The organism is Streptomyces sp. NBC_01476, from assembly GCF_036227265.1.
GTDB lineage: Bacteria > Actinomycetota > Actinomycetes > Streptomycetales > Streptomycetaceae > Actinacidiphila.
This window is the reverse complement of record NZ_CP109446.1, coordinates 7213713-7240324: the sequence shown is the minus strand read 5'-3', so window position 1 is coordinate 7240324 and position 26612 is coordinate 7213713. Positions and strand designations below refer to the sequence as shown.

At 72.1% G+C, this 26612-nt stretch carries 28 protein-coding genes and 1 pseudogene; 11 read left to right on the top strand and 18 right to left on the bottom strand.

Annotated elements, in window-relative coordinates:
* Positions 1-179 precede the first annotated feature (179 nt).
* A complete protein-coding gene (locus OG552_RS31495) occupies positions 180-1043 on the bottom strand; it encodes an SDR family oxidoreductase (RefSeq protein ID WP_329138726.1) in 864 nt (287 codons plus the stop codon).
* Between the two features lie 79 nt (positions 1044-1122).
* Between OG552_RS31495 and OG552_RS31490 the strand changes: the two genes are divergently transcribed.
* Positions 1123-1587, top strand: a complete 465-nt coding sequence (locus OG552_RS31490) for a MerR family transcriptional regulator (protein ID WP_329138724.1) — start codon at positions 1123-1125, stop codon at positions 1585-1587.
* A 134-nt stretch (positions 1588-1721) separates the two neighbouring features.
* Here the strand turns inward: OG552_RS31490 and ku are convergent, their stop codons facing one another.
* The 5 genes from ku to OG552_RS31465 form a co-directional block, all read right to left on the bottom strand.
* Positions 1722-2636: a non-homologous end joining protein Ku gene (gene ku, locus OG552_RS31485; RefSeq protein WP_329138722.1), complete on the bottom strand. Its 915-nt coding sequence runs from the start codon at positions 2634-2636 to the stop codon at positions 1722-1724.
* Positions 2637-2727: 91 nt separating this feature from the next.
* On the bottom strand, positions 2728-3102 hold the full coding sequence (locus OG552_RS31480) for a fluoride efflux transporter FluC (RefSeq protein ID WP_329138720.1): 375 nt from the start codon (positions 3100-3102) through the stop codon (positions 2728-2730).
* Positions 3099-3617, bottom strand: coding sequence for a FluC/FEX family fluoride channel (locus OG552_RS31475; RefSeq protein ID WP_329138717.1), 519 nt, complete (start codon positions 3615-3617; stop codon positions 3099-3101). The genes OG552_RS31480 and OG552_RS31475 overlap by 4 nt, the downstream gene beginning before the upstream one ends.
* Positions 3618-3856: 239 nt before the next feature.
* A complete protein-coding gene (locus OG552_RS31470; RefSeq protein WP_329138716.1) occupies positions 3857-4087 on the bottom strand; it encodes a hypothetical protein in 231 nt (76 codons plus the stop codon).
* A gap of 1024 nt (positions 4088-5111) precedes the next feature.
* Positions 5112-6668, bottom strand: a complete 1557-nt coding sequence (locus OG552_RS31465; RefSeq protein ID WP_329138714.1) for a glycosyltransferase family 39 protein — start codon at positions 6666-6668, stop codon at positions 5112-5114.
* A gap of 679 nt (positions 6669-7347) precedes the next feature.
* Here OG552_RS31465 and OG552_RS31460 point away from each other — a divergent pair.
* The 4 genes and pseudogenes from OG552_RS31460 (at position 7348) to OG552_RS31445 (ending at position 10884) form a co-directional block, all read left to right on the top strand.
* On the top strand, positions 7348-7749 hold the full coding sequence (locus tag OG552_RS31460) for a GntR family transcriptional regulator (RefSeq protein ID WP_329141293.1): 402 nt from the start codon (positions 7348-7350) through the stop codon (positions 7747-7749).
* A 13-nt stretch (positions 7750-7762) separates the two neighbouring features.
* Positions 7763-8740 (top strand): annotated as a pseudogene (locus OG552_RS31455) (ATP-binding cassette domain-containing protein); the annotation flags it as partial.
* 230 nt (positions 8741-8970) lie between these two features.
* Positions 8971-10056 (top strand): cell wall protein, encoded by a 1086-nt coding sequence (locus OG552_RS31450; RefSeq protein ID WP_329138712.1) that lies wholly within the window; start codon positions 8971-8973, stop codon positions 10054-10056.
* A gap of 273 nt (positions 10057-10329) precedes the next feature.
* Complete coding sequence (locus tag OG552_RS31445; RefSeq protein ID WP_329138711.1) at positions 10330-10884, top strand: hypothetical protein; 555 nt, start codon at positions 10330-10332, stop codon at positions 10882-10884.
* 133 nt (positions 10885-11017) lie between these two features.
* Here OG552_RS31445 and OG552_RS31440 read toward each other — a convergent pair whose 3' ends face one another.
* From OG552_RS31440 to OG552_RS31425, 4 genes are all read right to left on the bottom strand, one after another.
* The gene (locus OG552_RS31440; protein WP_329138709.1) at positions 11018-11476 is read right to left on the bottom strand and encodes a hypothetical protein; all 459 of its coding nucleotides are present in this window, start codon (positions 11474-11476) and stop codon (positions 11018-11020) included.
* Positions 11477-11726: 250 nt separating this feature from the next.
* Complete coding sequence (locus tag OG552_RS31435; RefSeq protein WP_329138707.1) at positions 11727-12314, bottom strand: DinB family protein; 588 nt, start codon at positions 12312-12314, stop codon at positions 11727-11729.
* Positions 12315-12476: 162 nt separating this feature from the next.
* Entirely contained in the window at positions 12477-13241 is a 765-nt protein-coding gene (locus OG552_RS31430) for an alpha/beta hydrolase (protein ID WP_329138705.1), read from the bottom strand.
* A gap of 230 nt (positions 13242-13471) precedes the next feature.
* Positions 13472-14158 carry a TetR/AcrR family transcriptional regulator gene (locus tag OG552_RS31425; RefSeq protein WP_329138703.1) on the bottom strand — a complete coding sequence of 229 codons (687 nt, stop codon included), beginning with the start codon at positions 14156-14158 and terminating at the stop codon, positions 13472-13474.
* Between the two features lie 141 nt (positions 14159-14299).
* On the opposite strand from OG552_RS31425, the gene OG552_RS31420 reads away from it, so the two are divergent.
* A complete protein-coding gene (locus OG552_RS31420; protein ID WP_329138701.1) occupies positions 14300-15433 on the top strand; it encodes an FAD-dependent oxidoreductase in 1134 nt (377 codons plus the stop codon).
* Positions 15434-15481: 48 nt separating this feature from the next.
* Here the strand turns inward: OG552_RS31420 and OG552_RS31415 are convergent, their stop codons facing one another.
* From OG552_RS31415 to OG552_RS31395, 5 genes are all read right to left on the bottom strand, one after another.
* Positions 15482-16093 (bottom strand): TetR/AcrR family transcriptional regulator, encoded by a 612-nt coding sequence (locus OG552_RS31415; RefSeq protein WP_329138699.1) that lies wholly within the window; start codon positions 16091-16093, stop codon positions 15482-15484.
* A gap of 72 nt (positions 16094-16165) precedes the next feature.
* Positions 16166-16411, bottom strand: a complete 246-nt coding sequence (locus OG552_RS31410; protein ID WP_329138697.1) for a hypothetical protein — start codon at positions 16409-16411, stop codon at positions 16166-16168.
* Positions 16395-16646: a DUF6400 family protein gene (locus OG552_RS31405; protein ID WP_329138695.1), complete on the bottom strand. Its 252-nt coding sequence runs from the start codon at positions 16644-16646 to the stop codon at positions 16395-16397. Before OG552_RS31405 ends, OG552_RS31410 begins: the two co-directional genes overlap by 17 nt.
* 217 nt (positions 16647-16863) lie before the next feature.
* The gene (locus tag OG552_RS31400) at positions 16864-17955 is read right to left on the bottom strand and encodes a PP2C family protein-serine/threonine phosphatase (protein ID WP_329138693.1); all 1092 of its coding nucleotides are present in this window, start codon (positions 17953-17955) and stop codon (positions 16864-16866) included.
* Positions 17956-18193: 238 nt separating this feature from the next.
* Positions 18194-18727, bottom strand: coding sequence for a hypothetical protein (locus tag OG552_RS31395; RefSeq protein WP_329138691.1), 534 nt, complete (start codon positions 18725-18727; stop codon positions 18194-18196).
* On the opposite strand from OG552_RS31395, the gene OG552_RS31390 reads away from it, so the two are divergent.
* Positions 18726-19901, top strand: a complete 1176-nt coding sequence (locus tag OG552_RS31390) for an epoxide hydrolase family protein (RefSeq protein WP_329138689.1) — start codon at positions 18726-18728, stop codon at positions 19899-19901. The genes OG552_RS31395 and OG552_RS31390 overlap by 2 nt on opposite strands.
* Before the next feature lie 107 nt (positions 19902-20008).
* Here OG552_RS31390 and OG552_RS31385 read toward each other — a convergent pair whose 3' ends face one another.
* A complete protein-coding gene (locus OG552_RS31385) occupies positions 20009-20356 on the bottom strand; it encodes a hypothetical protein (RefSeq protein ID WP_329138687.1) in 348 nt (115 codons plus the stop codon).
* On the opposite strand from OG552_RS31385, the gene OG552_RS31380 reads away from it, so the two are divergent.
* Positions 20357-20485: a hypothetical protein gene (locus OG552_RS31380; protein WP_329138685.1), complete on the top strand. Its 129-nt coding sequence runs from the start codon at positions 20357-20359 to the stop codon at positions 20483-20485.
* A gap of 299 nt (positions 20486-20784) precedes the next feature.
* Here OG552_RS31380 and OG552_RS31375 read toward each other — a convergent pair whose 3' ends face one another.
* Positions 20785-21159 carry a PH domain-containing protein gene (locus OG552_RS31375; RefSeq protein WP_329138683.1) on the bottom strand — a complete coding sequence of 125 codons (375 nt, stop codon included), beginning with the start codon at positions 21157-21159 and terminating at the stop codon, positions 20785-20787.
* 671 nt (positions 21160-21830) lie between these two features.
* Here OG552_RS31375 and OG552_RS31370 point away from each other — a divergent pair.
* A complete protein-coding gene (locus tag OG552_RS31370) occupies positions 21831-21971 on the top strand; it encodes a hypothetical protein (RefSeq protein ID WP_329138681.1) in 141 nt (46 codons plus the stop codon).
* Positions 21972-22146: 175 nt separating this feature from the next.
* On the opposite strand, the gene OG552_RS31365 is transcribed toward OG552_RS31370, so the two are convergent.
* Entirely contained in the window at positions 22147-22497 is a 351-nt protein-coding gene (locus tag OG552_RS31365) for a VOC family protein (protein WP_329138679.1), read from the bottom strand.
* 876 nt (positions 22498-23373) lie between these two features.
* Between OG552_RS31365 and OG552_RS31360 the strand changes: the two genes are divergently transcribed.
* Together OG552_RS31360 and OG552_RS31355 are read left to right on the top strand one after the other, a co-directional pair.
* Positions 23374-24510 (top strand): DUF1996 domain-containing protein, encoded by a 1137-nt coding sequence (locus OG552_RS31360; protein ID WP_443071086.1) that lies wholly within the window; start codon positions 23374-23376, stop codon positions 24508-24510.
* A gap of 137 nt (positions 24511-24647) precedes the next feature.
* Positions 24648-26405 carry a discoidin domain-containing protein gene (locus OG552_RS31355; RefSeq protein ID WP_329138677.1) on the top strand — a complete coding sequence of 586 codons (1758 nt, stop codon included), beginning with the start codon at positions 24648-24650 and terminating at the stop codon, positions 26403-26405.
* The last annotated feature ends 207 nt before the right edge of the window (positions 26406-26612 follow it).

Here is a 26612-nt window from a genome sequence, read left to right as displayed (position 1 = left end):
TGGAACCGAGGGCAACTCTTCCAAGCGCCCCCGCGGGGGGCCAGATCCGTCGTGATCAGATCATTGGCCGTCTGTGTCACGCGCCGGCCCGGGGCAGCCGCACCCCTGCGCGGGGGGTGCGGCCGGCCCCTGGCCGGCGCTTGCGGCACTGACGGCACGGACGGCACTGACGGCTCGGGTCAGGCGGCCCCGTCCGTCACGACGGAGAAGGCGACGTCGCGATGCGCGTCGTGTTCGGCGAGCCGGGCAGCGAGCGATGCCCGCACGTCGTCATAGGTGTCGGACCCGAGCGGAAGACGCAGCGGTGTCGCGCCGGAGTCGACGAGGTCGATCATCGCCTTCGCGATCTTCCGCGGGTCGTTGGGGAGGGCGAAGTCACCGCTGGCGAGCGCGCGCCGCACATCCCCCGCGGGCGTCTTGTCGTACTCCGGCATGACCGGCGCGCTGTCGAGGGCGCTGCCGAATCCGGTCGGCGTCGCGCCGGGCTCGACGATGGTCAGGCCGATGCCGAACGGGGCGATCTCACGGGCCACGGTCTCGCAGAAGCCTTCGATCCCCCACTTCGAGGCGTGGTAGAAGCTGAAGTTCGGGTAGGTCGTCTGGCCGCCCGCGGTCGAGACCTGCAGGACGCGTCCGTGCCCCTGGGCCCGCAGCCGCGGCAGCGCGGCGCGGATGACGTGGATCGAGCCGAGCAGATTGGTGTCGATCACCCGTTGGATCTGCTCGTCGGTGGCCTCCTCGACGGAGGCGAAGACGCCGTAGCCGGCGTTGTTCACGACCACGTCGATCGTGCCGAGCGCGTCGAAGGCGTCGGTCACGACGCGGTGCACCTGCGCGGGGTCGGTGACGTCCAGTCGGGCGACCCAGAGGCGGTCGCCGTGCTCGGCGCGCAGATCGTCCAGCGCCTCGGGCCGGCGCAGGGTCGCGGCGACGCGGTCGCCCCGGCCCAGCAGGTGCTCGGTGAGCATGCGGCCGAAGCCGGAAGAGGTGCCGGTGATGAACCAGGTGGTGGGCATGGTGTCCCTTTCGTCGGTGTCCGTCATCGACGCTATGAGTTCAAGTCGACTCGAAGTCAAACCCGTATACTGGCCGGTATGGCTGCCGCGGAGACCACCTTGAGTATTGGCGGTCAGCGCCCTGACCGGCCTGACCACGCACACCCTTCGCTTCTACGAGCAGGAGGGGCTGTTCTTCGCACCCGTGCGGCGCAATGCGGCCGGGCGGCGCGTGTTCACCCCGGAGGAGGTGGAGTGGCTGAAGGTGTGCACGAAGCTGCGCTCGTCGGGGATGCCGTTGCCGGAGATCCGCCGCTACGCGCAGCTGGTGCTGGCCGGCGCCGGAAACGAGGCCGAGCGCCTGGAGGTCCTGCGCCGGCATGAGGCGAAGGTGCAGCAGCAGGTCGCCGACCTGCAGGAGGCGCTCGGCATCATCCACGCGAAGGTCGAGATCTACGCCCGGCACCTCACGGCCGGGACGGCCGACCAGCTGTGGCGCAACGGACCCGAGTGCGAGGTGGTTCCCGACGGCGCCGAGGCGCCGCTGTTCTCGTCCGCCGGCGCCGCACAGGACGGGCCGGACGCCGGGTAAGCGCCTGTCCGACGCGGCAGCACGAACCCGTGCGGTGACGCTGTACGGGGGCGGCACGGGGGGCACCGGAGCACTCCGCGCTGTCGTCACGCCTCCGGGTTGCGCGCGCCTCTCAACCGAGAGCGGGCGCCGGGTCAGCCGGCCCGTTTTCTCGTGGTCTTCTTCGCCGCGGTCTTCTTGCCGGCCGTTTTCTTGGCGGAGGTCTTCTTCGCCGTCTTCTTGGCGGGTTTGCGGTCAGCCATGCGGTGCACGGCCGCTTCTTCGCCCCGGTCGGCCCTGGCCTTGTCCGTCGCCGCCTGCAGCGCGGCCATCAGATCGGTGACCTCCTCCGCGCCCTCGCCTTCCGGCCGGGCCGGCTTCGGCGGAGCCTTGTCCTCAGCCTTGGCCAGAACGAGAGCCCGGACGGCTTCGGCGTATTCGTCGTGCATCTCCTGCATGTCGACGTCGCCGACAGCCCCGATGTAGTCGAGCGCGGCCTGCAACTCCTCGTCGGACAGGTCGACCTGGCCGGTGGGCACGGCGTCACCGGCCGGCCGGAGTTCGTCGGGCCACCGCAGCCGGTGCACCACGAGGACATCGCCCTGCGGATGGATGAGGCCGAGAGCCTCACCTGACCCCCGCAGCGCGTACTTGCCCACGGCGGCCTTCCCGGCCCGGGCCAGGGCCTCCCGCATCAGGACGTACGGCTTGTCGGCGCCCGGCGCGGCGGGGGCCAGGAAGTACGGCTGGTCGAACATCTCCGCCGGTACGTCGGCCATCTCCAGGAACCCGCTGATCTCGATCGTCTTGGCCGTCGGCAGCGGCAGGTCGTCCAGTTCCTCGTCCGCGATCGGAACGAGCGTCCCGTCCGGGGCCTCGTACGCACGGCCGATGTCCTCCGGCTGCAGCCGGGCGCCGTCCTCCTCGCAGACCTTGCGGTACTTCACCCGGCCGTGGTCCTCACGGTGGATCTGCCGGAACGCCACCTTGTGGGAGTGGGTGGCCGGCTCCATCCGGATGGGGATGCTGACCAGCCCGAACGTCAGGGTTCCACTCCAGATCGGCGGCACCGGCCATCCCTTCCCGTAAGCCCCCCGATCACCGTAGGACGCCCCCTCCCCCACCGCAGGCCGGACGCGTCACCAGGGCGACTGGCCGCCGTCAGCCGAAGACCGCCTGGGCGAGTCCGGCGCCGACGTAGGCGGTGCCCAGACCGGCGACGATGCTGACGCCGGCATTGGCGAAAGCGAAGTAGCGCGAGCCGGTCTCGGCCAGGCGCAGGCTCTCGAAGGAGAACGTCGAGTACGTGCTCAGGGTCGCGCACAGGCCGGGCCCGATCAGATGCTGCAGCGCCTGGGGCACCGTGGTCGCGGTGGCGGCGCCGGTGAGAAAGCCGAGGCCGGCGCAGGCGGCGATGTTGACGGTGAACGTGCCCCAGGGGAAGACGGTGTCGTGGCGGGCCTGGACGGCCCTGTCGGTGAGATAGCGCAAGGGGGCACCGACGACGGCGCCGGTCAGAACCATCAGCCAGTTCACGCGCCGCTCCCTTCGCCGGTGCCGCGCGGCAGGGCGATCAGCCGGGTGAGGGTCGCGGTGACCCAGATCGCCAGCATGGCCGCGGCGAGGGTGGCCGCGAGATAGAGCAGGGCGGTGCCGGGGTGGTGGCCGTCGAGGAGCTTCTTGGTGTCGAGGGTGGCGGTGGAGAAGGTGGTGAAGCCGCCGAGGATGCCGGTGCCGAGGAACGGGCGGGTCAGCGGGTGGGCGGTGAAGCGTTCGGTGATGAGGACCATGAGGATGCCCATGGCCGCGCAGCCGGTGACATTGATCCAGAACGTCGTCCAGGGGAACGTGCCCGCCCCGGTGGGCCAGATGAGGGTGGCGCCGTAGCGGGCGGCGGCCCCGATGACGCCGCCGGCCGCGATGACGGCGATGATCTCGCCCTGCTCGCGGAGCCGGCTGCGGCCCGGCGCGGGCGGCCACGGATCGACCGCGGTGTCGGGGTCGGTGGGTTCTGCGTCCCATCCGGCGTGCGGGGGCTCGTCGAAGGCCATGCGTCAGGCTCCTACCTGATCGTCCGGGACCGCGCGCAGGCGCGCGGAAAGGTCAGGCAGGGACCGTTGTCGGCGACGGCGCCGCGGTTGGGTACGGCGGGCCCCACCGCCGTGCGGCCACCTGTGCGGGTGCCGCGGTCTCCAGGGTAACCAGCCGTCCCGCAGGCCCGGCGACCGGGCCCGCCCGCGAAGGGCGAGCGTCAAGCGGCGAACGGCGAGCGCCACGGCAGCTGGACCGCTCAGGACAGGCGGACGGCGTAGCCCTTCAAGCCGCCCCCGACCAGCTCCGCAGACGTGTCGATCCACTCCGCCGGCGCGGCCCTGCGCTCGGCCTCCGGGCGGCTGCCGACGGCGCGCCGGGCCTCCTGGGAGGTGAGCAGGCGCAGCAGAGAGATGAGCTGGGCCGCGACGAGCCGGGCCAAGGGGTCGGAGGGGCCGGCGCCGGTCTCGGCCGCGAGCAAGGTCGACATCCCGGAGTACTGATCCCGGCCCGGGAGGCGTCGGCGGCTGGGAAATCGGTGGAACCGTACTCCTGTGTGCCGGTACGGTGCTTCCGCCCGCCGTCACCCTGTCAAGGACGTGCCGTTGTACACCGAGTGAGACTCCCCGAGCGCTGATCCGTCGCGCGCCGCACATGTGCGCCGCGCCCCTTTTCGCTGCGGTCTTCTCACGGGAACCGGTGTGCCTCTGTGTCCACAAACCGGGTGGCCCTGCCCACCTGCCCGCCGATCGTTCTCCGCCGTTGCCAAGGCTGCGCCTTCGGGCGCTTCCCGGTGAACGGCGCGTTCCGTCTCAACGTGAACCACGAACCCCTCGACGCCCGGTCCCTCGCGCTGTGCGCCGGGTGCGGCGGCCCGGCAGCCGCACCGCTCCAGGAGCTGGCCGTACGGCGCCGCGAGGCAGGCGGCCCGGGGCGGGCCGGGCGGCCTGCCTGGCAGTCCCCGTACGGTCCGCCGCCGCACCGGGCGCACCGCGGCCGGTGGGCTCCCGTGCCCACGCCGGCCAGGTCCCGGTCCGCTCTGCGGCGCGGGCATCTGTGCGGCCGGTGCGACTGACCGGCCGAAGGTTCCGGCTTGTCCGAGCCGAGGTCAGCAGCCCGCCCCCTCCCCGAGGGGAATCCCGGGTCGCCCTTTCGCCCCCCGGGGCCTGTCCGGCAGCAACCGAGCCGCCGGACAGGCCCCGGCGGGCGTACGTCCCGCTCCGGATCCCCAGCCCGTGACGCACGGGCGCGACGGCCCTTCCGGCATCAGTGGGGGCATGAGCGTCGTGCGGCGGGGCTCGCAGTACCGGCTCCGGGCGGTCACTCCGGTCTCCGCACAGCCGGGTCGTCCGTCCGGGGCGCACCGCGCATCGACGCCGATGATCCGAGCGGATGCCCGGCCGGCCACCGCGGCGACGGCGCGAAGACGGGGGGTTGATCCGCGGCGTCGGCCGGCCCGCCGCAGCAGAGCCGAGCCGAGCCGAGCCGGGGCGGCGCCTGGTCGGCGGGCGGGATCAGCAGCGGTCACGCCGGTAGAACCGCACCCCCCGCACCACCGCGATCTCGTGATAGCCGCGGGTCAGCAGGCCCTTGAGGACCGGGTAGTCGGCCAGAGCGTAGAGGGTGCCGGCGGACTCGTCGACGACGAGGCACGGAGGGGTGGCCGCCCACGCGTGGCGGAGCGATCGCCAAGCGCCGGGGACCGCGTAAGCCGCGCCGACACGGTGCGGGTCGCCGTTGCCGCTGAAGTTGCTGAGCAGGCCCGCGGTCAGGAAGCGGCCGGCCGGCCGCCGCCCGGCCAGCCAGTAGACCTCCGGGTGCATCCCCCACAGGAAAACGCGCTGCCCCGGCGTGCTGTGCGCGTCGACCGCCGCGGCTACCGCCAGGGACGTGTCCATCTGCGGGGGCCGGCTGTGCAGGGCGCCCGCCGTCCAGCCTCCTGCCACCGCCAGCGCGCACCCGGAGGCCACCGCCGCCACCCGGGCGCGCCCGGCGCGGTGGACCGCCCACCGCGGCCCGCGGCGCCCGGTGGCCGTGCCACGGCCGGCCGCGTCCACCGCCCGGAGTGCCAACAGCACGGCGGGCGGGACGAGTTGGAGGAAGTAATGGCCGTAGAAGTGGTATCCGACGGTGACGCCGGCGGCTGACGCGAGCAGCCACAGCCCGACCGTACGGCCGGCGTCAGGTCCGGCGGGGGCAGTGCCCTGTCGCCAACCGGGTACGGGCCAGGGCCCGTTCGCCCTCCCGCGTATCCGGCGCCGCAGAGCCGGCCAGGACCGCGGCGCCGCGACGACCACGACGACCACGAACGGCGCGAACGCGGTGAGGAGGAGGAGCAGGTTGCCGGAGGCGTGCGCGAACACCGCCGCGGCGCCCGGCGGTGAACCCGCGTACGACCCGGAGGAGAGGAACACCCAGAAGACGAACGGCCGTACGCCCACCGCGAGGGCGCAGACCGCCAGCGGCGCCGTCACGCCCGCCGCCAGGGCCGCGCCCGCGCGCAGCCGGTGGCGGCCGGTGAGCACCTGCACGGCCAGCGGCAGCAACGGTGCGAAGCCGACCTGCTTGGTCAGCGCGGCGACCGCCACCGCCAGCCCGGCGGCGAGGTACCGGCGCCGGACCCCGTAGTGGATCGCCAGCGCGGTGGCCGGGAGCATGAAGATCTCGAACGTCGCCGCCATGGCGTCCGGCGCGGGCAGCGCTGTCGTCGCCGCCACGGTGAGCACCCCGGCCGGCAGCGCCGCCCAGCCGCCGATCATGCGGGCCGCGAGCCGGGCGGTCACCACCGCGGTCAGCGCGAGCGCCACCACCGCGAGCAGGCGTACCAGCCACAGCGCGTCCGGCCCGGCGATCGCCACGCACCCCTCGTACAGCCAGGGGACCAGCGGCGGTTTGCGGTCCACCGCGTCCCCGTACATCCGCGCGCCGTGCCGGAGCACGACCGCCTCCGTGGCGAGATAGCCCTCGTCCGGACTCCAGAACGGCCGCCGGAAGGAGGGCGCGCGCACCGCGAAGGAGAGCACGAGCAGCAGCACCGCCTGGACCACGGGCCGCCGGGTCGAAGCCGCCACGACGCGACGGCCGGCACGGCGGTACGGGCGGAGCAGGGCAGGGACGGCGACCCAGCGAGGCGGCGCGGAGACGGGGACCCCGACCGAGCCGGGCGGCGCGGAGACGGAAACCCCGACCAGGGCAGGCGGCACGGGCACAGGAACCCCGACCGAGCCAGGCTGCACGGGCACGGCGACACCGACCGGGCCAGGCGGCGCGGCAACCGCCGCCGCGCGCCAGGCAGTCGGGGCCTCAGCGGTACGTCCGGCCGGCAGGCCCGCACCCGCGCCCTCGCCCACCCGGTACGGACCGCGAACCGGTCCACCGGTCCGCCCGCCCGTTCGTGCTGCGCGCCGGGCCGCCTCACCCACCTCCGTCGACACTCGCTCGCTCCTTTCCGGCCCCGTGACCGCACGGCCGTGCGACCCGTCTCGTCACCTACGGTCACGGGTCCCGACCTCCCGCCAGGCAGCCCGGTCCACTAATTGACTAGGGGAGTGAGTGTCAGACGAGTCCGGCGCACTTGTCAAACACCTGGCGGAAGTCCCAGTTCACCAGGTATGGATGAGCCCTCCCGCGAGGACGACCGGCCGCCGCGGGACCGCGGCCGATGCGAAGAGCCGGCCCCAAGGGGGGCGGGAGCCGTGGCGACGGCGCGGCCTTGGTCCACCTGTTCCCTAGTGGTATGGTGCGCCGGTGGTGACCTTCCGTATCGAACGCCGCAGCGGCGTCGCCGCGTACCAGCAGATCGTCCAGCAGACCAAACAGGCGCTCCGGCTGGGCCAGTTGACGCCGGGGGACAAGCTGCCCTCGGCGGCCGAGGTGGTGGCCGCGACGGCGATCAACCCGAACACCGTGCTCAAGGCGTACCGCGAGCTGGAGAACGAGGGCCTGGTCGAGGCCCGGCAGGGCGTCGGGACCTTCGTGCGCAGGTCGCTCGCACAGCCCGGCGCCGCCGCCGACTCCCCCTTGCGCGAGAGCCTGGGCACCTGGATGACCGCGGCCCGCGGCGCCGGGCTCGACCGCGAGGATGTCGCCGCGCTGGTGTCGGCCGCGCTGGACGACGCGTTCCCACGCGGTGCCGAGGCCCGGGTGCGGTAGTGAGCGAGGCCCCATGACCGACCACCCCGCCTTCGCCGCCGTGCCCGGCGGCCCGGAGACGGCCGCGCTGGAAGCCCGCCACCTGGGCATACGCGACCGGTCCGGCTGGGCGCTGCGCCACTGCGACTTCCGGGTCCCGCTCGGCCGGATCGCCGGCCTGGTCGGGCCGAACGGTGACGGCAAGAGCTCGCTGCTCGCGATCGCCGCCGGGCTGCTCGCGCCCGCCGAGGGAGGCATGCGGGTCCTCGGCCGGCGGCCGGGCTCGCGCGAGGTTCTGCCCCGCGTCGGCGTACTGCTCCAGAACCGTCCGCTGCATCCGGCGTTCACGGTCGCCGAGACGCTGCGGCTGGGGCGCGAACTGAACCCCCGGTGGGACCGGGCGACCGCGCGAGCGCTGGTGGCCGACGCCGATGTGCCGCTGACCGCCCGGGTCGGCCGCCTCTCGGGTGGCCAGCGCACCTGTCTCGCCCTGGCCCTCGTCCTCGGCAAGCGCCCCGACCTGCTCCTGCTCGACGAGCCGACGGCCGACCTGGACCCCTTGCGGCGGCACGCCATGATGGCCGCTCTGATGACCACGGCCGCCGAGCACGGCACCACCGTGGTGATGTCCTCGCACGTCCTGGCCGAACTCGACCTGGTCTGCGACTACGTGCTGCTGCTCGCGCACGGCCGGATGCTGATGGCCGACGACGTCGAGTTCGTCCAGGCCGCCCATACCCGGGTCACCCGCACCCTCGCCGACGCACCCCGCGATCTGCCCGGCCGAGCCGCCGCCGGGCGGCCCGCGCCCATCGCCGCGCTCCCACCCGATCTGCGCGGCCACACAGTGGTCGAGGCCCGCACCACCGGCCGTCAGCTCACCGCGCTGCTCCAGCTGCCGACGTCCCTCGACGGGGCCGAGAGTGCCGAACCGCCCACGCTGGAGGACGTCCTCCTCGCCTACCTGCGCAACCCCCACGCCCCGCCCCTCCTCGCGCCCGCCGACGAACCACCCGACGAACCACCCGACGAACCACCCGGCATCCTCCCCGGCATCCTCCCCGGCGGCCTCTCCGGCGAGCGGCCCGCCGGGCGCACCGGCACCGAAGGCACCGAAGGGACAGCCGGGACAGCCGGACCTGCCGCCGGCGGTTCGGCTCCCAGATGGCGCCGGAACCACCGCCCCGGCCCGGGAAGCGGCAGCCGATGGCGCCGGCCCGGCCGCGGCGGAAGGCCCGCCGTATGAGCACCCTCGGCCGCTACGTCGCCTGGACCCCGAGCGGGCACCGCCCCGCCTGGCTGCCCTTCACGCTGCCCCTGCCGCTCCCCCGGCCGGCCGGCGCACTCTGGCTGGCCTGGCGCCGGCACCGCGCGGCCTACCGGACGGTCGCCGTCCTCGCTGTCCTCGGCGCGCTGTGGGCGGTGTGGGAGCACCATCAGCTCGTCGCCGGTATCCACGATCAGGTCAGGACCTGCCGCCGGATACCCGAGGCCTGCCCCCAGGACCCCAACGGCATCAGTTCGGCCTCGCACGAGTGGGGCACCGCCCTCCTGCTCCTCCGTCAGGCGTCATCGGTGCTGCGCCTCCTGCCGGTCGTGGTCGGCGCCCTGGTCGGCGCGCCCTTGTTCGCGCAGGACATGGAGAGCGGCACCAGCCGGCTGGCCTGGACCCAGTCGGTGGGCCGCCGCGAGTGGGCGGCGGCCAAACTCGCCACCGCCACGGCCGTGACGGCCTTCGCCGCCATTGTGTTCACCGTGCCGGTCTCCTGGTGGTGGTACACCAGTTGGCGCGGGCACCACGCCGGCGGCCTGAACGGCTACGCGTGGCGCACCACCGCCTTCTGGGACGGCTGGCCGTTCTCCTCGTACGCCGGTCCTGTCGGGGTCGCCCACCTGCTCCTCGCCCTCCTGACGGGGGCGGCCACCGGGCTGCTGCTGCGCCGCACGCTGGCCGCCGTGGCGGTCGCCGCCGCCGCGAGCGAGGGCCTGCAGCTCGCGCTCGACCTGCTGCGCCCGCACCTCCTGACCGCGCACATCCAGCGGAGCGCCGGCCTTCACTTCCGCCGTGCACCGCTGGACAGCTGGTATCTGGGCGGCGGGTACGTCCGGGCGGACGGCAGCCTCACCGACACCTACCCATCGTGCCCCTCCCGGATGGACTCGGCGACCTGTCTTCGGACGAACGGCATCGTGGGCCAGTACAGCCGCAGCTTCCACATCGGCCAACTGCCCCTGATGCAGCTCATCGAGACCGGCATCTGCCTGGCGGCCGCGGCGGCCCTGGCCGGCTTCTGCCTCTGGTACGTCCCCCGGATCGCGGTCCGCTGAGACCTCGGGGCCGCTCGCCGGCGGCCCACCGCAGCCGGTCGACGGGGGCGGACAGTGCCGTGCACCGGATTCAAGCAGCGGCAAATGTGACGTAAAGGGCCGGGCGGAGCAACCGAAGTCGACTCGTTTCCCTGGCGTATCCAGGTGTCCCGACAGGGCCCATTGAACCCATGCGATTCATGTCGGTCCAACTACTCACGGTGCAAGGCCGCGTGCCGCTACTCTCAGCCCAAAATGTTCGTCGAGCGCCGCCAACAGGGGAGACAAGACACCATGACGCACGATGTGCCGCCGCCGCCCGACCAGCCGGCTCCACTGCCCAACGCCAATGGCACGTCGAGGAGTTCCTTCGACCCGGCATCGGTCGACCGCCTCGACTGGACCATTCTCGGTATCGGGTTCATCGTGTTCATCTTCTCGTTCTTCAGCTACTACTCCTGGGATTTCGGCCGCGGATACGGCATCAGCCTGGGCAGCGTGAGCTGGAGCGCCTGGCATTTCGATCACGGGCTCTTCATCGCCTGGTTCGCGATGGCCGTCACGGTGGTCGGCGCTGTCGTGCTCGCCATCAGCCTCTTCGCTCCCACGGTCACCCTGCCCGCGCCGGCCCGGGTGCTGACCTTCCTGGCTTTCGCCGTCGGCTTCGTGCTCTACCTCATCGCGATCTTCGCCCACTCCGACTTCGGCCCGGCCGGCGGCCACGGCTTCAGCTTCTGGGTCAGTCTGATCCTCAGCGGCGTGGGCGCGGTGGTCGCGCTCATGCGGGCCCAGCAGACCGGCACCGCACTGCCCGGACGGCTCAACGACCTCCCGCGCATCGGTAAGTAGCGCACGCAGGACGGCACTCGCGTCAGGAACCGGGCCGCGGCCTCACCATCACGGTGGAGGCGGCGGCCCGGTTGTGTGTACGGCCTCTGCGTACGGCCTCTGCGTACGGCTTCTGCGTACGGCCCCGGACGCCTTACCCGGCCACGACCAGCGTCCGCGGGGCGACGGATTTCATGCGCATGCGCAGCCAGGCGAGTTGGGCACGGGTCTCGGACGCGCAGTCGTCGACGACCCGGAGCAGACCGCGGTCCCGTACGGCGTGTCCGGCCTGGCCGATGAGCTCCCAGGTGATGTCGACGAGGGTCGCCAGCTGGTAGAGGTCCTGCAGGTCACGCAGCAACCCGGCCGGGCCGGTCCGCGCCGCGGTCAGCCCCTGGGCGTGCGGGCGTTCCGGTACGGGTTCGCGTGGAGCCTCGGACCGCTCCCGCAGGGGTGCCAGCGCCCCGGCGTGCTCGGCGCACTGACCGCAGAAGCGAGCAGTGGTCCAGCGCACGTCGGCGTCGGCCGCGTGACCGTCGGAGACCAGCCGGTAGCTGCGCCCGAGGGTCTCTTCCGCGGTCCGCAGAAAGTCCAGGTAGGTGATGAGGTGCATGAAGGTCCTTGTTTCCGTGTCATGCCGTCGAGTGGACGCACCCGGTCGGCCCGCGCCTGCCACGGGCTGCCCGCGGCAGGCGGTGTGACCGACAGTCACCGCGCTCCGGCCAACCGGCCGGTGGAACGCCGCGCGGCGCACCACCGGCCCGGCTCCTGAGGGGCTGGGAAGCTGCACGCAGAAGAATCATGCACCCTATGTCGTGCTATTGCGCCGTATACGCGGCTTGGGAGCGCGTCACGTCACAACCTCACGGCGCCGGCTCCGCCTCTTTGGCCGCCTGCTCCACTCGGCTGCGGTACTCCTCCCACCAGGCCGGGTCGCCGGGCGCCACATTGTCGTGGCCGGGCCGCTGTCCCGTGGCCCCATCGATGAGTTCACGGACGATGTCGGCGTGCCCGGCGTGCCGCTGGGTCTCGGCGATCATGTGGACGAGGATCCGGTGGAGTGACAGTTCGGACCGCTGACCCCACGGCACCCGGCCGACGGCGTCGAGGGGAAGCGACGCGATCGTCACATCCGCGTGGGCACACACCCGACGGTAGTCGCCGACGATCCGCTCACGCGTCTCGCCGGCGGTCGCCCACAGGTCGGTGTTCGGTTCGGCGGCTCCCGCGATCCACAGCGGCGGCGCCTCGACCGGCCGCCCGAACGTCTCGCCGAAATACGCCGCTTCGGCGCCGGTCAGATGCTTGACCAGCCCCAGCAGGTTGGTGCCCGTCGCGGTCACCGGCCGGCGGATGTCGTACTCCGGCAGACCTTCCAGCTTCCACACCAGCGCGTCACGGGCATCTTGCAAGTAGAGACGGAGATCCGCCTTCGCATCCGATTCGGTCATCGGACCAGTGTCCCGTTGCGGCGATCACCGTCCACCGCATTTCCTGCCGGCACGACAGCCACGGCCCCACCGCCGCCAACGGCCTGTCCCACCGCCGGCGACGGCCGGCCCCGCCGCGGTGACGGCGCCCGGCCGGGAAGCCGGACGCCGTCACCGCGTACCTCAGACCGCCGAGGCGACCGTCCGGCCGAAGTGCCGGGCGAAGAACCGGACCGCGCTGTCGGCCTCGAACCGGGGCAGCTCCTTGTGCCTGCCCGCGTTGGCGTGCAGCGTCTTCTCCTTCGAGGCGAAGGCGTCGAAGAGCGCGAGACCGGCCGCGCGCGGGATGTGCTCGTCGTCCCACTGCAGGTCGAACTCGATCGGGATGGTGATCTGCTGCGCCTTCCCGGCCAGGGCATCGGGCCAGTGCTGACCGAAGACCGCGGCCGTGATCCTGGGTTCGACCGCCACCAGCGGCACTCCGATCGCGGTTCCCATGTTGATACCGAAGTAGCCGACCGGCCCGTCGGCGCCGATCTCGGGCACTTCCTGGAGGGCGTCCAGGGTCGCCCGCCATTCGGGCACGGCCAGTTCCGCCAGGTGCGCGTTGTAGCGGACCACGACCGGGCCTTCCGGCTCGCCCGCCGACCTCGCCCGGTACAGCGCGGCGATCTCCCGCTCGTCGTGCGCCGAGCGGGGCCGGTCGCCGTGACCGGGGGCGTCGATGACGGCGACGTGGAAGCCGCAGCCGGTCACGAGGCGGTGGGCCCGGCCCGCCATGGCCGGTGCCTTCTTGTGCGTGCCGCCGCCGTGGCCCATCAGCACCAGGGGCGCGTGATCGGCACCGGAGGCCGGTGACCAGAGGACGCCGGGGATCTCGCCCACGGTGAAGTCGCGTTCGGCCACGCCGTTCGACGACGACTCGGTGGTGAAGCGCAGAGAGCGCACAGGTGTTGCCTTTCGGGAGTGCCTTGTTGTCGAGGCGCTCCCGGCGACACCTACGTCAATCGCCCGGCCGTGACGGGAAGGGGGAGCACCCATGTCGTACAGCGTTCATGGGTCTCACCTCCTCGGGCGGCGTCACGATCGACCGCAAGCTACCAGCCCGGTCACCGTCGCTCCAGCCCTTTTCGGGGCGGCGCCGCAGGGTCCCCGGGCCGTGCGGCCACCGCGCCGGGTCAGTCGGCCTGCGACGAGTGCCGGGCGATGATTCCGGTGAGGACGAGGTCGATGCCGGCCAGGAACTCCGCCCGGTCGTCGTGATCGCGCAGTTGCCCTGCGACGTTCCGGGTGAACGGGTAGTCGTCGGGGTCGAGGTTCGCCCACGCGGCAGCGGCGGCGTTCAGGAACGCGGTGCGGTCCGTGTCCGGGTGGTGCCCGCGGGCGTTGGCCGCGTTCTGTCCGCCCACTCCGAGGATGTAGTTCAGCAGCGCGGACGTGGCGGTGAACTGGGCGGCGTGCGGCACTCCGAGTGCTTGGACCTGGCGTCCGAGGAGCTCGAAGACCCGCAGCATCGGTGACGTCGACGGGGCGCCGGCGAGTTGCGTGCCGATCCACGGGTGGGCGTCGATCGCGTCGAACACACCGAGTGCGAGGACGCGGATCGCTTCCTGCGGCGTCGTACCGGCGGTGGCGGCGGTCATGGTGCCGGCGAGACAGGCGTCGGTGGCGGCGCTGAGGAGTTCGTCCTTGCCCGTGACATGCCAGTAGATCGCGCCGGGGCCGGTGGCGAGGCGCTCGGCAAGCGCCCGGAAGGTGAGTCCGCCCTCGCCCGCGGTGTCGAGGAGCGCGATCGCGGCCTCGACGATGCGCTCCCGGGAGAGCGGTTCCCCGCGTCGCTCCGGACGACGCGTCCTGGTTGCCATGCGGACATCCTGGCACAGCCCTGGAACCCCGTTCCAGCTTGACAACTCTGGAACGGCGTTCCAGGCTGGGGTGTGGAACGTCGTTCCAGAGAATTCCTGCCGCGTGTCAGCCCGGCAGGCGCGCCCCGGAAGGAACCACCCATGACCACTGACGTCACGATCATCGGCGCCGGACTCGGAGGGCTGACCCTCGCCCGCGTCCTGCACGTCCACGGCATCCCGGCGACCGTCTACGAGGCGGAGCCGTCGCCGAGCGCCCGCACGCAGGGCGGCATGCTGGACATCCACGAGCACAACGGGCAGCCCGCACTCCGGGCGGCCGGCCTGACGGACGCGTTCCGCGGCCTCGTCCTGGAGGGCCACCAGGCGTCACGGATCCTCGACCCGCACGGAACCGTCCTGCTGGACGAAGCCGACGACGGCACCGGTGGGCGCCCCGAGGTGCTGCGCGGGGAGCTGCGGCAGATCCTGCTCGACTCCCTGCCCGCCGGCACCGTCCGGTGGGGCCACCGGGTCAGCGGTGTCCGTGCCCTCGGCGACAGCCGCCACGAGGTGGCCTTCGCCGACGGCACCACTGTCGTCACGAGCCTGCTGGTCGGCGCGGACGGCGCCTGGTCACGGGTCCGGCCGGCGCTCTCCGACGCCACACCCGCGTACGTCGGCACGTCGTTCGTCGAGACCTACCTGTTCGACGGTGACACCCGGCACCCGGCGTGCGCGAAGGCGGTGGGCGGCGGCGGGCTCTCCGCGCTCGCGCCGGGGAAGGGCATCATGGCCCACCGGGAGAACGGCGGGATCCTCCACACCTATGTGGCGCTCACCAAGCCGCGGGAGTGGTTCGCCGCAATCGATTTCACCGATCCGGCCGCGGCCACCGCGCGGATCGCGGCGGAGTTCGACGGCTGGGCGCCGGAGCTCACCGCGCTGATCACCGAGGGCGAGACCGCACCGGTCCTGCGCACCCTCAACACGCTGCCGGCCGAGCACAGGTGGGACCGCGTACCGGGGGTGACCCTGCTCGGTGACGCCGCCCACCTCATGCCCCCGTCCGGCGAAGGCGCCAACCTGGCCATGTTCGACGGCGCCGCACTCGGCACGGCCATCGCCGCGCACCCCGAGGACGTCGAAGCCGCGCTCACCGCGTACGAGCAGGCCCTGTTCCCGCGCAGCGCCGCGGCCGCCGCCGAAGCCGCCCAGATCCACGATCTGTGCTTCGGCGACAGCGCGCCCTACGGCCTGATCAGCATGTTCGCCGGACACGACCAGCCCCGGTGAGCGCCCGGCGGGGGTTCGGCCCGCCACGCGCCTGGACCCGGGTGTGTCTCAGGAAGCGGCCGGCGCGGGCTGTTCTGCGGGGAGCGGAAGCCCCTGGGCGGTCAGCAGTGCGCGCGCCGTCACGTACACACTGTCCGGGATGGGCCGGGCACGTACGGACGTGTACGACATCGCGCCGTCGAAGAGGATGGCCAGCTGTTCGGCGAGCAGTACGGGGTCGGTGGCACCGGCGGCTTCGGCGTGGGCGGCGAACCACTCCTGCAAGCGGTCCTTGTAGGCGACCGCGGCGGAACGCAGCGGGTGCGTCGCGTCACGGATCTCGGCGCTCGCGTTGAGCACCGGGCAGCCCCCGAACCCGGGGTCCAGCGACGCGCGCTGTGACGCGGTGAACACCCGCAGGATGCTCTCCACCGGCGAAAGACCGGCGTCCGCGGGCGGGATCAGGTCGTTCAGGAACCTGTCCGTGGCCACCGGCAGGTACGCGGCGATGAGGTCGTCCTTGCTGGCGAAGCGCTGGTACAGGCTGCGCTTCGAGACCCCCGCCACTTCCGCGATCAGGTCCACGCCTGTCGTGTTGATTCCTCTGGCCGCGAAGAGCTCGCACGCGGCGTCGAGCACCCGGTCGCGGACCTTGTCCTGAGGTGCTGCGTAGGTCGGCATGCGGACCACGGTAGCCCGAAGGCGCGCCCAGCGGAAACAGATCTGTGTACGGCCCGCCCGCGGCGCGGTGGGTCAGGCGCAGGGGGTGCTGCCGTCGGGGCGGCCGGCCTCGGGACGGGTGTCGAGCGACCACAGGTGCGTGCATCGCGGGCACTGAAGGTGGACGACCGGCCCCGCGTTGGAGAGCAGATAGCGCCAGTGCTCGCCGCAGTTGCGGCGGTCGGCGCAGGTCGCGCAGTGGCGGGCGTCGTCACAGACGGGGCAGGCCACCCAGGCGCGGCGGGAGAAGTCCGCCTGCGGGTCAATGGGCAGCCGCACGGCCCGGCTCCTCCCCCGGCAGGACACCGGCCGCGACCAGCATGTCGTAAACGCGCTGCTGCTCGGCGTCCAGGCCGGAGTAGAGGAGGGCATAAGCCTCGTCCTCGCCCCGGAGGGCGGCCACCGGGTCCCAGTCGGGCCCGAGCGCGGCTACCACCTCGGCCCGTCGCCTGCCTTCCTCGAAGGTCAGGTCGATCGTGAAGGGAGTGAGGTCGCTGGCGTTGTCCTGGTTCATGGCGAGACTTCCGACGTACGGGGGGTACTCCACCATCTGTACCAGGCATTCAGGACGGCAGGGAAGGGTCACCTAAGTCGCCCCGGAACACCCCCGGAGAAACGGTCTCCCCGGCGGCCCGGCACGGCAGTCCCGTATCGGCCGACAGGGGTGGGCCGTTGCCGGCACGACGCCCCCGACCGCGCACACCGTCCGGCTCACCGCACTGTGACGCAGTTCATGACCCGCACCCTGTTGCCCCCTGCTGGACGGACCGGGTCCTGCCCGGTGCGGCCCCCGGTCCGGCGGCCGGCTCGCGCTCCACGGCGACCAGGGCCGCGTCGTCCCCCAGGGCGCCGCCGGTATGGGCGAGCAGGTCCTCGCGCAGACGCGCCACGAGCCGATCGGGCGCGGCTCCGTCCGCGAAGGCGGCGACCCGCGCGGTGAAGGGGTAGAAGCCGCCGGCCGCGTCGCGGGCCTCGGTGGCGCCGTCGGTATGGAGCAGGAGCATGTCGCCCGGCTCGAAACGGAACGTGTCCGGGCCCATTTCTCCTTCGTGCGGCAGGCACAGGCCCATGGGCGGCGAGTAGTGGTGGGGCGAGAGCAGCGTCACGCGGCCGGCGTGCAGGCGCAGCGGCGGCGGGTGCCCGCTGTTGACGACGTGCACCACCGGTTCACCGTCGGGGATGTCGACCAGCACCGTGGTGATGAACGACTCGTCCGCGTCGGCCCCGACCCTGGCGGGCTGTTCCAGGCTCCAGCAGACCGTCGCCTCCAGGTCGTCCTGCAGCGCCGCCAGGGTCAGTTCACGGTGAGCGGCGCTGCGGAAGGCGCTCAGCAGCAGGCCCGCGTCGTCCACGGCCATCAGCCCTTTGCCGCGGACGTCCCCGATGAGCAGCCGGGTCCCGTTGCGGGTGCGGACGGCCGCGTAGAGATCGCCGCCGATCCGCGCGTGGTCCGCGGCCGCCTGGTAGGCGACGGCGACCCGCAGCGGACCCATGCGCTCCGGCAGCGGCTGGAGTACGACCTGCTGCGCCGCCTCGGCCACCGACCGCACCTGCCGCAGCTCGGCCATCTGCCGCTCGCGCAGCCAGGAGAAGACCACGATGAAGACGGAGATGATCACCAAGCCCGCGATCTGGGTCTCGTGGTTGGCGTTGAAGACGCTGTTGCGCACGACGGAGATCGTCACCAGCGCCAGGACCGCCACGCCCGAGACCACCGCGGTGAGCCGGGGCCCTCCGAAGGACGCGGTGAGTGCCGGGGCCACCACGAGCAGCGGCCCGAGGTGGATGTCCTGGGGTGAGAGCACGTCGGCGATCGTGATCATCACGATGAGCGTAAGAGGTACCAGCACCAGGACCCGGTTCGACCGCCAGGACCAGCCCGCACCGTGCCGACGCGTCGGGAGCATAGTTCTTCAATACACCGATTTGTCCCACCGGGCACGTCGGTCCGGGCACACCGGTCCGGGCACACCGGTCCGGCCGGTTCGCCACCGGGGTTCACGGGGGGCGAGGCGGGAGCCGCCGCCTCCCTGTCCTTCGGGGGTGTGCGTTCTCTGCGGCCTAGCGATCGGCGGGCGCCGCGGCCGGCGGGGCAGTGGCGAGCAGGGCCCGGGTCTCGGCGACGATCCGGCCGGCGAAGGCAGGGTCGCGCACCTGGGCGGAGCCGGCCATCGGCTTGCCGTTCTCGTCGAAGTACTCCCCCGTCACATCCGAGGAGTCGGTGAAGATCTCGGTGATCACCCGGGCAGCACGCTTCGGGGTGCTCCAGTACTTGATGAAGGGCGCCAGCGGCGAGGCAACGTACTTCCCCAGGAAACGGGCGGCGGCGTTCGCGTCGCGGCCGAGGCCGGCGCCCGGGTTGAAGCCGGGTTCGACCGCGTTGAAGCGGAGCCTCGGGATCTCACGGGCGAACTCCAGCACGGTGGCCAGGTTGCACTGCTTCGAGGTGGCGTAGGCGTCGTAGCTGCTTCGGGACGAGCCGCCGGGCTGCCATCCGCCGGGCCACGTCCGCCGCGCCACGTCCGCCGCGCCACGTCCGCCGGGCGGGCGGATACCGAGCCGCGGTCGGGTCGGGCGGCTTAGCATGCGTGCCATGCCGGACGTACCGCCCCGCCTGGAACCGTTCACCGCACGGACCGAGCCCGCCGCGCTCGATGACCTGCGGGCGCGGCTGCGCGCGACCCGCTGGCCGGACGCGCCCGAGGAGGCCGGGTGGTCGCTCGGGACCGACGTCACCTACCTTCGTGAGCTGGTCGCCTACTGGGCGGACGGGTTCGACTGGCCGGCGCAGGAGGCAGCGCTCGCCCAGCTGCCCCGCTTCCGCGTCCGGCTCGGCGGCCTGGGGATCCACTACGTGCACGCCCGGGCCGTCGCGCCCACCGGTCCGGTCCTGCCGCTGGTCCTCACGCACGGCTGGCCCGACTCGTTCTGGCGCTACTCCAAGGTGGTCCCGCTCCTCACCGATCCCGGCGCGCACGGCGCCGACCCGGCCGACGCGTTCGACGTGGTCGTGCCCGACGTGCCGGGCTACGGGTACTCCGACCGGCCCGCCGGCCCACCGCTCGACTCCGTCGCCGTCGCCGGCCTGTGGGCCGAACTCATGGGCGTCCTCGGCTACCCGCGGTTCGGCGCGGCGGGCGGGGACATCGGCAGCCACGTGAGCCGTTACCTCGCGCTCGACCACCCCGACCGGGTGGTGGCCGTCCACCGCATGGACGCGGGCCTGCCCGTCTTCACCGGTGACCCGGCCGATCTCACCCCCGAGGAACTCGCCTGGTTCGACGACGTCGCGGCCTGGGGCGCGAGCGAGGGCGCCTACGGTGCCATGCACCGTACGAAGCCCCAGACCGCCGCGGTCGGGCTCACCGATTCGCCGGCCGGGCTCGCCGCGTGGATCGTCGAGAAGCTCCGGGCATGGAGCGACTGCGACGGCGACCTCGAACGGAGCTTCACAAAGGACGAGATCCTCACGAACGTCACGATCTCCTGGCTCACCGGGACGATCGGCTCGTCGATGCGCATGTACCACGCGAACGCCGCGATCCCGCCCCACCAACTCGCCCGCCGGGTCGAAGTGCCGTCCGGGTTCTCGCTCTTCCGCGGCGATGTCGTCCGCCCGCCACGGGCCTGGCTCGAACGGTCGGCGAACGTCGTACGCCTGACCGAACCCGCGCGCGGCGGCCACTTCGCCCCGTTCGAGGAGCCCGAACTCTACGCGGAGGAACTGCGCGCCTTCTTCCGCCCCTACCGGACGGCGGCGACGGGTTGAGGGGGGCCGCCGTACGGCGGTACGAGCGCGCGTACAGGCAGCGCAACACCGTCTGACGGTGCGTCAACCAACTCAGGCAGCGGCGGTCGGCCTGCTCAGCAACCGGTTCAGGCGCGCAGGGTCTCTCCTTGCGGGTCGTAGCAGACGAGCCCGCGATCACGAGCGAGGGAAGCCGCGTACTCGGAGACCTCCTCCGCCCTGCCGTAGGACATGAGCAGATAGACGACCGGGCCCGAGGCCTCATTGATGACCGGCGGCGAGGCCCATGGGCTGCCGTGCACGTCGTCCGGATACCGCTCGACAAGTGCGTCGACGTACGCCGCGATGCCGGGGGTGAGCTCGACCACGGGTTCCTCGGAATCGACGTAACGCTCGTAAAGCTCGTCATAGACCACGCCGGCTTCGGCGTCGTCGCTCGGCCTCTTGCCGTCCCACACCATAAGGTCATACCTCACGTGCGCATGATCGCAGGTGCCGGCCCGCTCAACGGTGACGTGGTCATAGGTGGGCACCAGGGTGCCGTCCACGCAGGGCCGCGGGGCGAGCGCGGGACCGAGGCGGTCGACGATCTGGTCGACCGTTGACCTCCAAATGCCCAATGGGACAGGCAAATTGACGCACCGTCATATTCCGGGAGGCGGCGGCGCGCGGAGGGCTACGCGGGTTGGAGCGCTTCCAGCTCCTCCCGACAGTCGGAAAATGGCGCGTCCAGGTCCGCCGGACCACCTACTGGGCACTCTGCCAGGGCCGGCTGGTCGACCTCGCAGCCGAAGCCGGGTTGGTCGACCCCGGCTGGCGGATGTCGCAGGAGACAGGATTCGTCCAGCCACTGCTCGTGGCCCGCACCCGGAATACCGACCGGCGACCGTCGATGCCGGCCTTGTCAGACGTGCGGTCGCAATGTCGGATCCGCGATCATGGCGTCGATTTCCGCGGCGATCCGTTCCGAGGCAAAGGGCCCTGCGAAACGGATGGTGATCATCACCTCTGTTTGGCTCCCGATGATGACCAAGCTGCCGCCCCTCTCAGCTACTACGCTGTGCAGAGATTCCCATGGGAGGGTTCCGGTTCTGCCCCAAAGCCGGACGCGCAGGCCCTGCGGGACGGCCGTGATCCGCCAACGGAGGCTACGGACATTGGCCGCTCCCCAAGGCAGGAAGGCAAGGGCGTAGAGCGGGTCGCGCCACCACGAGGGATCGCTGACGACCGCGACGGTGAGACAGCCCACGAGGAAGAGATTCAGCAGCCCGATGCTCACAAGCATTCCCTTGCCGGCCCGCCACTGGGTCGGCAACCCACTCCCATCGCCAGCCATCGCCGCCGCAGTCCGGTCCACGGTCCCCCCTCATGATCACTCCGTCACCGATGGGTCAGGCCGCGCCACCGCGCACGCCACAACCCCGGCGGAGTCAGGGCGCCCAACCCCAGGAGAAGTGCGGGGAAACCATGTGGATCCACGCCGGTCCACCTTCGGTGACAAACAGTCAAGGTTCAGCGGCACCGGACAGCGATGTCGTTGGCTCCTGCAAAGAGGATGAGGTGTGTCGCGCCGGCGACGCAAGCACGTCACAGTCGAATCGGGCCGGAATCGATGCCCCGAAGCCGCTGTTGCGGAGGCGGTCGCCGCTGATGCCCTGATGGGCGACGGTCACGGGGCGAGTCGGTCAGCGAACCTGGCGAGGCTCAGCGGTCACGGACCGGTCGACAGCCCCCGTGCCTGTCCGCTGCGCAAGGGCGTCCTCACCGAGCTCGCTCACGCCCTGCAGGAAACACTGGCGTCCCGGAGCCGGGCGGCACTCGCCTCAAGGCCGCTACTGGCCTGCCGCCCGCCGGCCCGGCCGGTACGGCGACGCTGGCGGAACCGGTTCGGGCGAACGGACCCTCAGCCGTCCGTTCGGCGGTGAACGTCCCGCCCAGCTACTGGAGCAGGTGAACCCCGTCGGCCCGGCGTCGTACGTCAGGGAGCGGATCGACGCGTTCCGCGAGTCCGGAGTGACCAATATCCAGGTGGCCCCGGCCGGCAACGACCCAGCGGGGCTCGCGCGCAAGCTCAAGGAGTGGATGGCCTGACGTCCACCAGGCGTACGGGTGTGCCGCTGCCGGAGTCGGCATCCCGGGTGCGGGCTTACGTGACGTGGGCAGGCGGTTCAACCGGGCGCCCGTGCCGGTCCGCTGCCCGGCGGGGTGAGTGCCACAGCCGGCCGTTCGGGTCGGCCGGCTGTGGGAGCGGGTGGTGCGGTGGTGTTCAGCGGGCGATCAGGTCGAACTCGTTGCCCTCGGGGTCGGCGAGGGTGGCGTAGCGGATACCGGCGTTCACCTCGTTGAGCTTGGTGGCGCCCAGGGCGGTCAGCCGGGCCAGCTCGACGTCGAAGTCCCCCGTGGCCAGGTCGAAGTGCACGCGGTTCTTGACCGTCTTGTCCTCGGGAACCTGGCGGAAGCCGATGCGGGACCCTGGGACGGCCGGGTCGGAGGCGACAAAGGCCGCGGTCTCGTCCGCGCCCTCGTCGACGGTCCGGCCGAGGGCCTCGGCCCAGAAAGTGGCGGCCGCTTTGGCGTCACGGGCGTCGAAGGTGACGGCGAACACGAAGATGGACATGAGAGCCTGCTTTCTTCTCGGTCTCTGCGGTACGGACTGCGGGTCGGCGACCCGGTTGTCGGGAGGCCGGCGCCGGAGCCGGCCGGCTTTGCGGAGCGGACAGGAACACGATCACACCGCGGCGCTCTTCGGTCCCCGCCCCGCGCCGGGGACCGGGAGATGCCGCACCGGGAAGACGGTCCCGCGGGCGGGCCCCGGGCCGACGTCCTGGGCCGGGACCCCGCGCCTACCGGACACTCCTGCAGGCCGCCAAGTGCGGGCCGGCCGAGCCGGACGGCGAGCGGGCACTGCTCAACACCTACCTCCGGGTGTTCACCCCCGCGCAAGCGGCGTAGTCGGAGGTCTCACGCGGGAGCCGGCGTAGTCAGAGGACTTACGCCGGGGTCGGCGCGACCCCAAGAACCCGCGCCGGCAGGCGTATTCGTGCATCAGGGTCCCGTTCCGCGTCCGACGGGACGCCGCCGAAGGGAGACGCGGGCGTTCCCGCTCCGTTCCGGGCCCGCCTCCGCCAGCCGCCCACCACCGACCACCGACCGCCACCACCAACCGCCGGGCCACCGGGCCACCGGGCCGCCGACCGCCACCACCACCACCAACCACCGGGCCACCGGACCAACCGGGCCGCCCACCCACCCCCGGTGTTTCTTCACCAAATCCCCATGCCCCGCATCGCACCCCAGCTCGCAGCGCCGCCGCGCCCCCGCTCACCGCGATGATCGTGGTCCGCCGCACCCGCAACCGTTGACACTCCCGTCACACGGGCGCAATATGCGCCTGGGAGAGCGCTCTCCCAGCCCCTCCAGCCTCTCACCCTCTCCCTGTCACACCCGACCCTTCCCCCTCTCCCCCCACGCACGCTTCGCAGAAGGAGGTCCCATGGCACACAAACGGGGAAAGATCCCCGGGCTGCTCGTCGCCCTGGCGCTCGTCACCGGTGGGGGTGGCGCGCTGCTGACCGCCAACGCCTCGGCGAGCACGCCGGGTTCGGACACGGCGGCATCGACCGCCGGCCGGACAGCGGCCCACCCCGCCTCGCACGGGCAGGACACGTCGATGTCGTCGATGTCCATGGCCGCCGCGGCCCCGCACGCGTCCGGCGACGACCCCGACGGGGACGGCTATATCTACGCCAACCCGCCGGTCACCGGCGTCACCCCGTCCACCTACGACCCGCCGCACGCGTACTTCCACGAGTTCCAGGCCAAGTGCGCGCCCGACCACACCGCGCCGGACGACCCGATCGTCTTCGCGGGCCAGCCCGGCGCCTCGCACGACCACACCTTCATGGGCAATGTCAGCACCAACGCGAACTCCACCACCGCCTCCCTGGAAGCGGCGAGCGGCACCGCGTGCCTGGCCCCCGGCGACAAGTCCGCGTACTGGATGCCGAGTCTGTACAACGGTACGCAGAAGATCCTGCCCGTCGGCCCGCAGACGATCTACTACAAGTCGGGCGTCAACGACTACACCAGCGTGCGCCCCTTCCCCAAGGGCCTGCGCTTCGTGGTCGGCAACCCCATGCAGAGCGAGGACGAGTTCAAGAACCTCAAGGGCACCGTCGAGGGGTGGGAGTGCGGCACCAGTTACAAGAACTTCGACTTCCCCGCGAGTTGCCCGAACACCCCTGACACGCAGCTCAACCTCCGCCTCCAGGCTCCGAGTTGCTGGGACGGTATCCACCTCGACACGCCGGATCACAAGAGCCACATGGCCTATCCGGTGGCGAGCGGGGCGAATCAGAACGTCTGCCCGGCCGACCACCCCGTGGCCCTGCCGATGATCGAGTTCAAGATGGCGTGGCCGGTCAACGGCGACATGTCGCAGGTGCACTTGTCCAGCGGCGCCGGCTTCTCCTTCCACTACGACTTCTTCGCCGACTGGGACAACGCTACCCAGGCCGCGATGGTCACCCACTGCGTCAACGGCGGCCTCCAGTGCGACGACCACGGCTACGACCAGTCGCAGCCGGGCAAGGGCGCGGTGCTCGACAGCAACTACCAGCTGATCCACTGAACCGGGCGGCGCGCTCTCCCGGGCGGGTTCCTTCCGCCCCCTCGGGAGAGCGCTCTCCCCGCATCGCCCCTGACCCCTGCCCCCTGATCCCGCCCGGTCGCCCAGATCCCCTTTCCATCCCCCCACGGGAGAACCCCATGCACTCCTCCGTCCTGTCCGCCGCCCGCCGCGCCGCCGTCCCGGTGACCGCCGCCGCGCTGCTCGCAGCCGGACTCGTGGCCGCCCAGGCCCCCGCCGCCCACGCCGCGGGCAGCGTCGTCAAAGTGACCGGCTCGCAGGGCAACTGGCAACTCACCGTCGACGGCTCCGCCTGGCAGGTCAAGGGTCTGACCTGGGGGCCCTCTCCGAACGACGCCGCCACGGACCTGCCCGACCTGGCCCGGGCGGGTGTCAACACGGTCCGCACCTGGGGCACCGACGCCACCAGCGCGCCGCTCTTCGACGCCGCCGCGGCCAACGGCATGAAGGTCATCGCCGGCTTCTGGCTCCAGCCCGGCGGCGGCCCCGGCTCCGGCGGCTGCGTCGACTACCTCACCGACGACGCGTACAAGAACAGCATGCTCACCGAGTTCCCCAAGTGGGTGGACACCTACAAGGACAACCCCGGCGTGCTGATGTGGGACGTCGGCAACGAGTCCGTGCTCGGCCTGCAGAACTGCTACAGCGGCGACAAGCTGGAGCAGGAGCGCGACGCGTACACCTCCTTCGTCAACCAGATCGCGCAGAAGATCCACTCCGTCGACCCGAACCATCCGGTGACGTCGACCGACGCGTGGACCGGCGCCTGGCCGTACTACAAGAAGAACGCGCCCGACCTGGACCTGTACGCGGTCAACTCCTACAAGGACGTGTGCAACGTCAAGTCGGCCTGGGAGTCAGGCGGTTACACCAAGCCGTACATCATCACCGAGGGCGGCCCGGCCGGTTCCTGGGAGGTGCCGAACGACGCGAACGGCGTTCCCGACGAGCCCACCGACCAGCAGAAGGCGGACGGTTACACCAGCGCCTGGAACTGCGTCACCGGCCACCAGGGCGTCTCGCTCGGCGCCACCCTCTTCCACTACGGCAACGAGAGCGACTTCGGCGGCATCTGGTTCAACCTGGTGCCCGAGGGCCTCAAGCGGCCGTCGTACTACGCGGTCAAGCGCGCCTACGGCGGCAGCACCGCGGGTGACAACCTGCCCCCGAACGTCGGCGACATGACGGTGAGCGGCGCGACCGACGGCGTTCCCGCGGGCGGCGACGTGACGATCAGCACCAGGACGACCGACCCGGAGAACGACCCGATCACGTACCAGGTCCTCTACAGCAGCCTCTACATCGACAACAACGGCGCGCTCACCCCGGCCGCTTCCACCAGCCACGGGGACGGCACGCTGACCGTCAAGGCGCCCGACAAGATCGGGGTCTGGAAGGTGTACGTCAAGGCGACCGACGGCCACGGCAACGTCGGCTACGGCTCCAAGTCCCTGCGCGTGGTGGCCCCGAAGCCGGCCGGCACCAACGTCGCGCTCGGCAGGCCCGCGACCGCGTCCTCGTACCAGAGCGACCCGACCGGCGGCTGCCCGTGCACCGCGGCGGACGCGGTGGACGGGCAGCTCACCACCCGCTGGTCCAGCGACTGGAGCGACCCGCAGTGGCTGCAGGTGGACCTCGGCGCGTCGACCGCGATCCACCACGTCCAGCTCGTCTGGGAGACGGCCTACGCGAAGGCGTACGACATCCAGGTCTCCGACGACGGCCAGAACTGGCGGACGGCCACCTCGGTGACCGACGGCAACGGCAACGCGGACGACCTCGACGTCAATGCCACCGGCCGCTACGTGCGGGTGCTGGGCAGCCAGCGCGGCACCGGATACGGGTATTCGCTCTACGAGTTCGGCGTCTACGCCTGATCGCGCCGCCCGCCCCGCCCGCTGGGCCCCGACTGCCCCCTCGGTCCGGTGACGGAGTGCGGCACCATCGTGGCTGATCGCGCAGTTCCCCGCGCCCCTGGGGGGCACCCTCGTGCCGAATCGCACCCCCCAGCCCCCCGCAGCCGCGAGGAACTGCGCGAGCGACGCACCACGGGCCGGCGGTCCGGGCGCGACACCAACCACCCC

Bases quoted from the DNA above. Each gene is read 5' to 3' on its own strand.
- OG552_RS31440 (WP_329138709.1), bottom strand. From the start codon at position 11,476: ATGCACCTCATCACCTACCTGGACTTTCTGCGGACCGCGGAAGAGACC.
- OG552_RS31415 (WP_329138699.1), bottom strand. From the start codon at position 16,093: ATGCCGACCTACGCAGCACCTCAGGACAAGGTCCGCGACCGGGTGCTC.
- OG552_RS31495 (WP_329138726.1), bottom strand. From the start codon at position 1,043: ATGACGGACACCGACGAAAGGGACACCATGCCCACCACCTGGTTCATC.
- OG552_RS31355 (WP_329138677.1), top strand. From the start codon at position 24,648: ATGCACTCCTCCGTCCTGTCCGCCGCCCGCCGCGCCGCCGTCCCGGTG.
- OG552_RS31420 (WP_329138701.1), top strand. From the start codon at position 14,300: ATGACCACTGACGTCACGATCATCGGCGCCGGACTCGGAGGGCTGACC.
- OG552_RS31445 (WP_329138711.1), top strand. From the start codon at position 10,330: ATGACGCACGATGTGCCGCCGCCGCCCGACCAGCCGGCTCCACTGCCC.
- OG552_RS31450 (WP_329138712.1), top strand. From the start codon at position 8,971: ATGAGCACCCTCGGCCGCTACGTCGCCTGGACCCCGAGCGGGCACCGC.
- OG552_RS31470 (WP_329138716.1), bottom strand. From the start codon at position 4,087: ATGTCGACCTTGCTCGCGGCCGAGACCGGCGCCGGCCCCTCCGACCCC.
- OG552_RS31405 (WP_329138695.1), bottom strand. From the start codon at position 16,646: ATGAACCAGGACAACGCCAGCGACCTCACTCCCTTCACGATCGACCTG.
- OG552_RS31395 (WP_329138691.1), bottom strand. From the start codon at position 18,727: ATGGCACGCATGCTAAGCCGCCCGACCCGACCGCGGCTCGGTATCCGC.
- OG552_RS31360 (WP_443071086.1), top strand. From the start codon at position 23,374: ATGGCACACAAACGGGGAAAGATCCCCGGGCTGCTCGTCGCCCTGGCG.
- OG552_RS31400 (WP_329138693.1), bottom strand. From the start codon at position 17,955: ATGATCACGATCGCCGACGTGCTCTCACCCCAGGACATCCACCTCGGG.
- OG552_RS31425 (WP_329138703.1), bottom strand. From the start codon at position 14,158: ATGGCAACCAGGACGCGTCGTCCGGAGCGACGCGGGGAACCGCTCTCC.
- OG552_RS31390 (WP_329138689.1), top strand. From the start codon at position 18,726: ATGCCGGACGTACCGCCCCGCCTGGAACCGTTCACCGCACGGACCGAG.
- OG552_RS31365 (WP_329138679.1), bottom strand. From the start codon at position 22,497: ATGTCCATCTTCGTGTTCGCCGTCACCTTCGACGCCCGTGACGCCAAA.
- OG552_RS31475 (WP_329138717.1), bottom strand. From the start codon at position 3,617: ATGGCCTTCGACGAGCCCCCGCACGCCGGATGGGACGCAGAACCCACC.
- OG552_RS31435 (WP_329138707.1), bottom strand. From the start codon at position 12,314: ATGACCGAATCGGATGCGAAGGCGGATCTCCGTCTCTACTTGCAAGAT.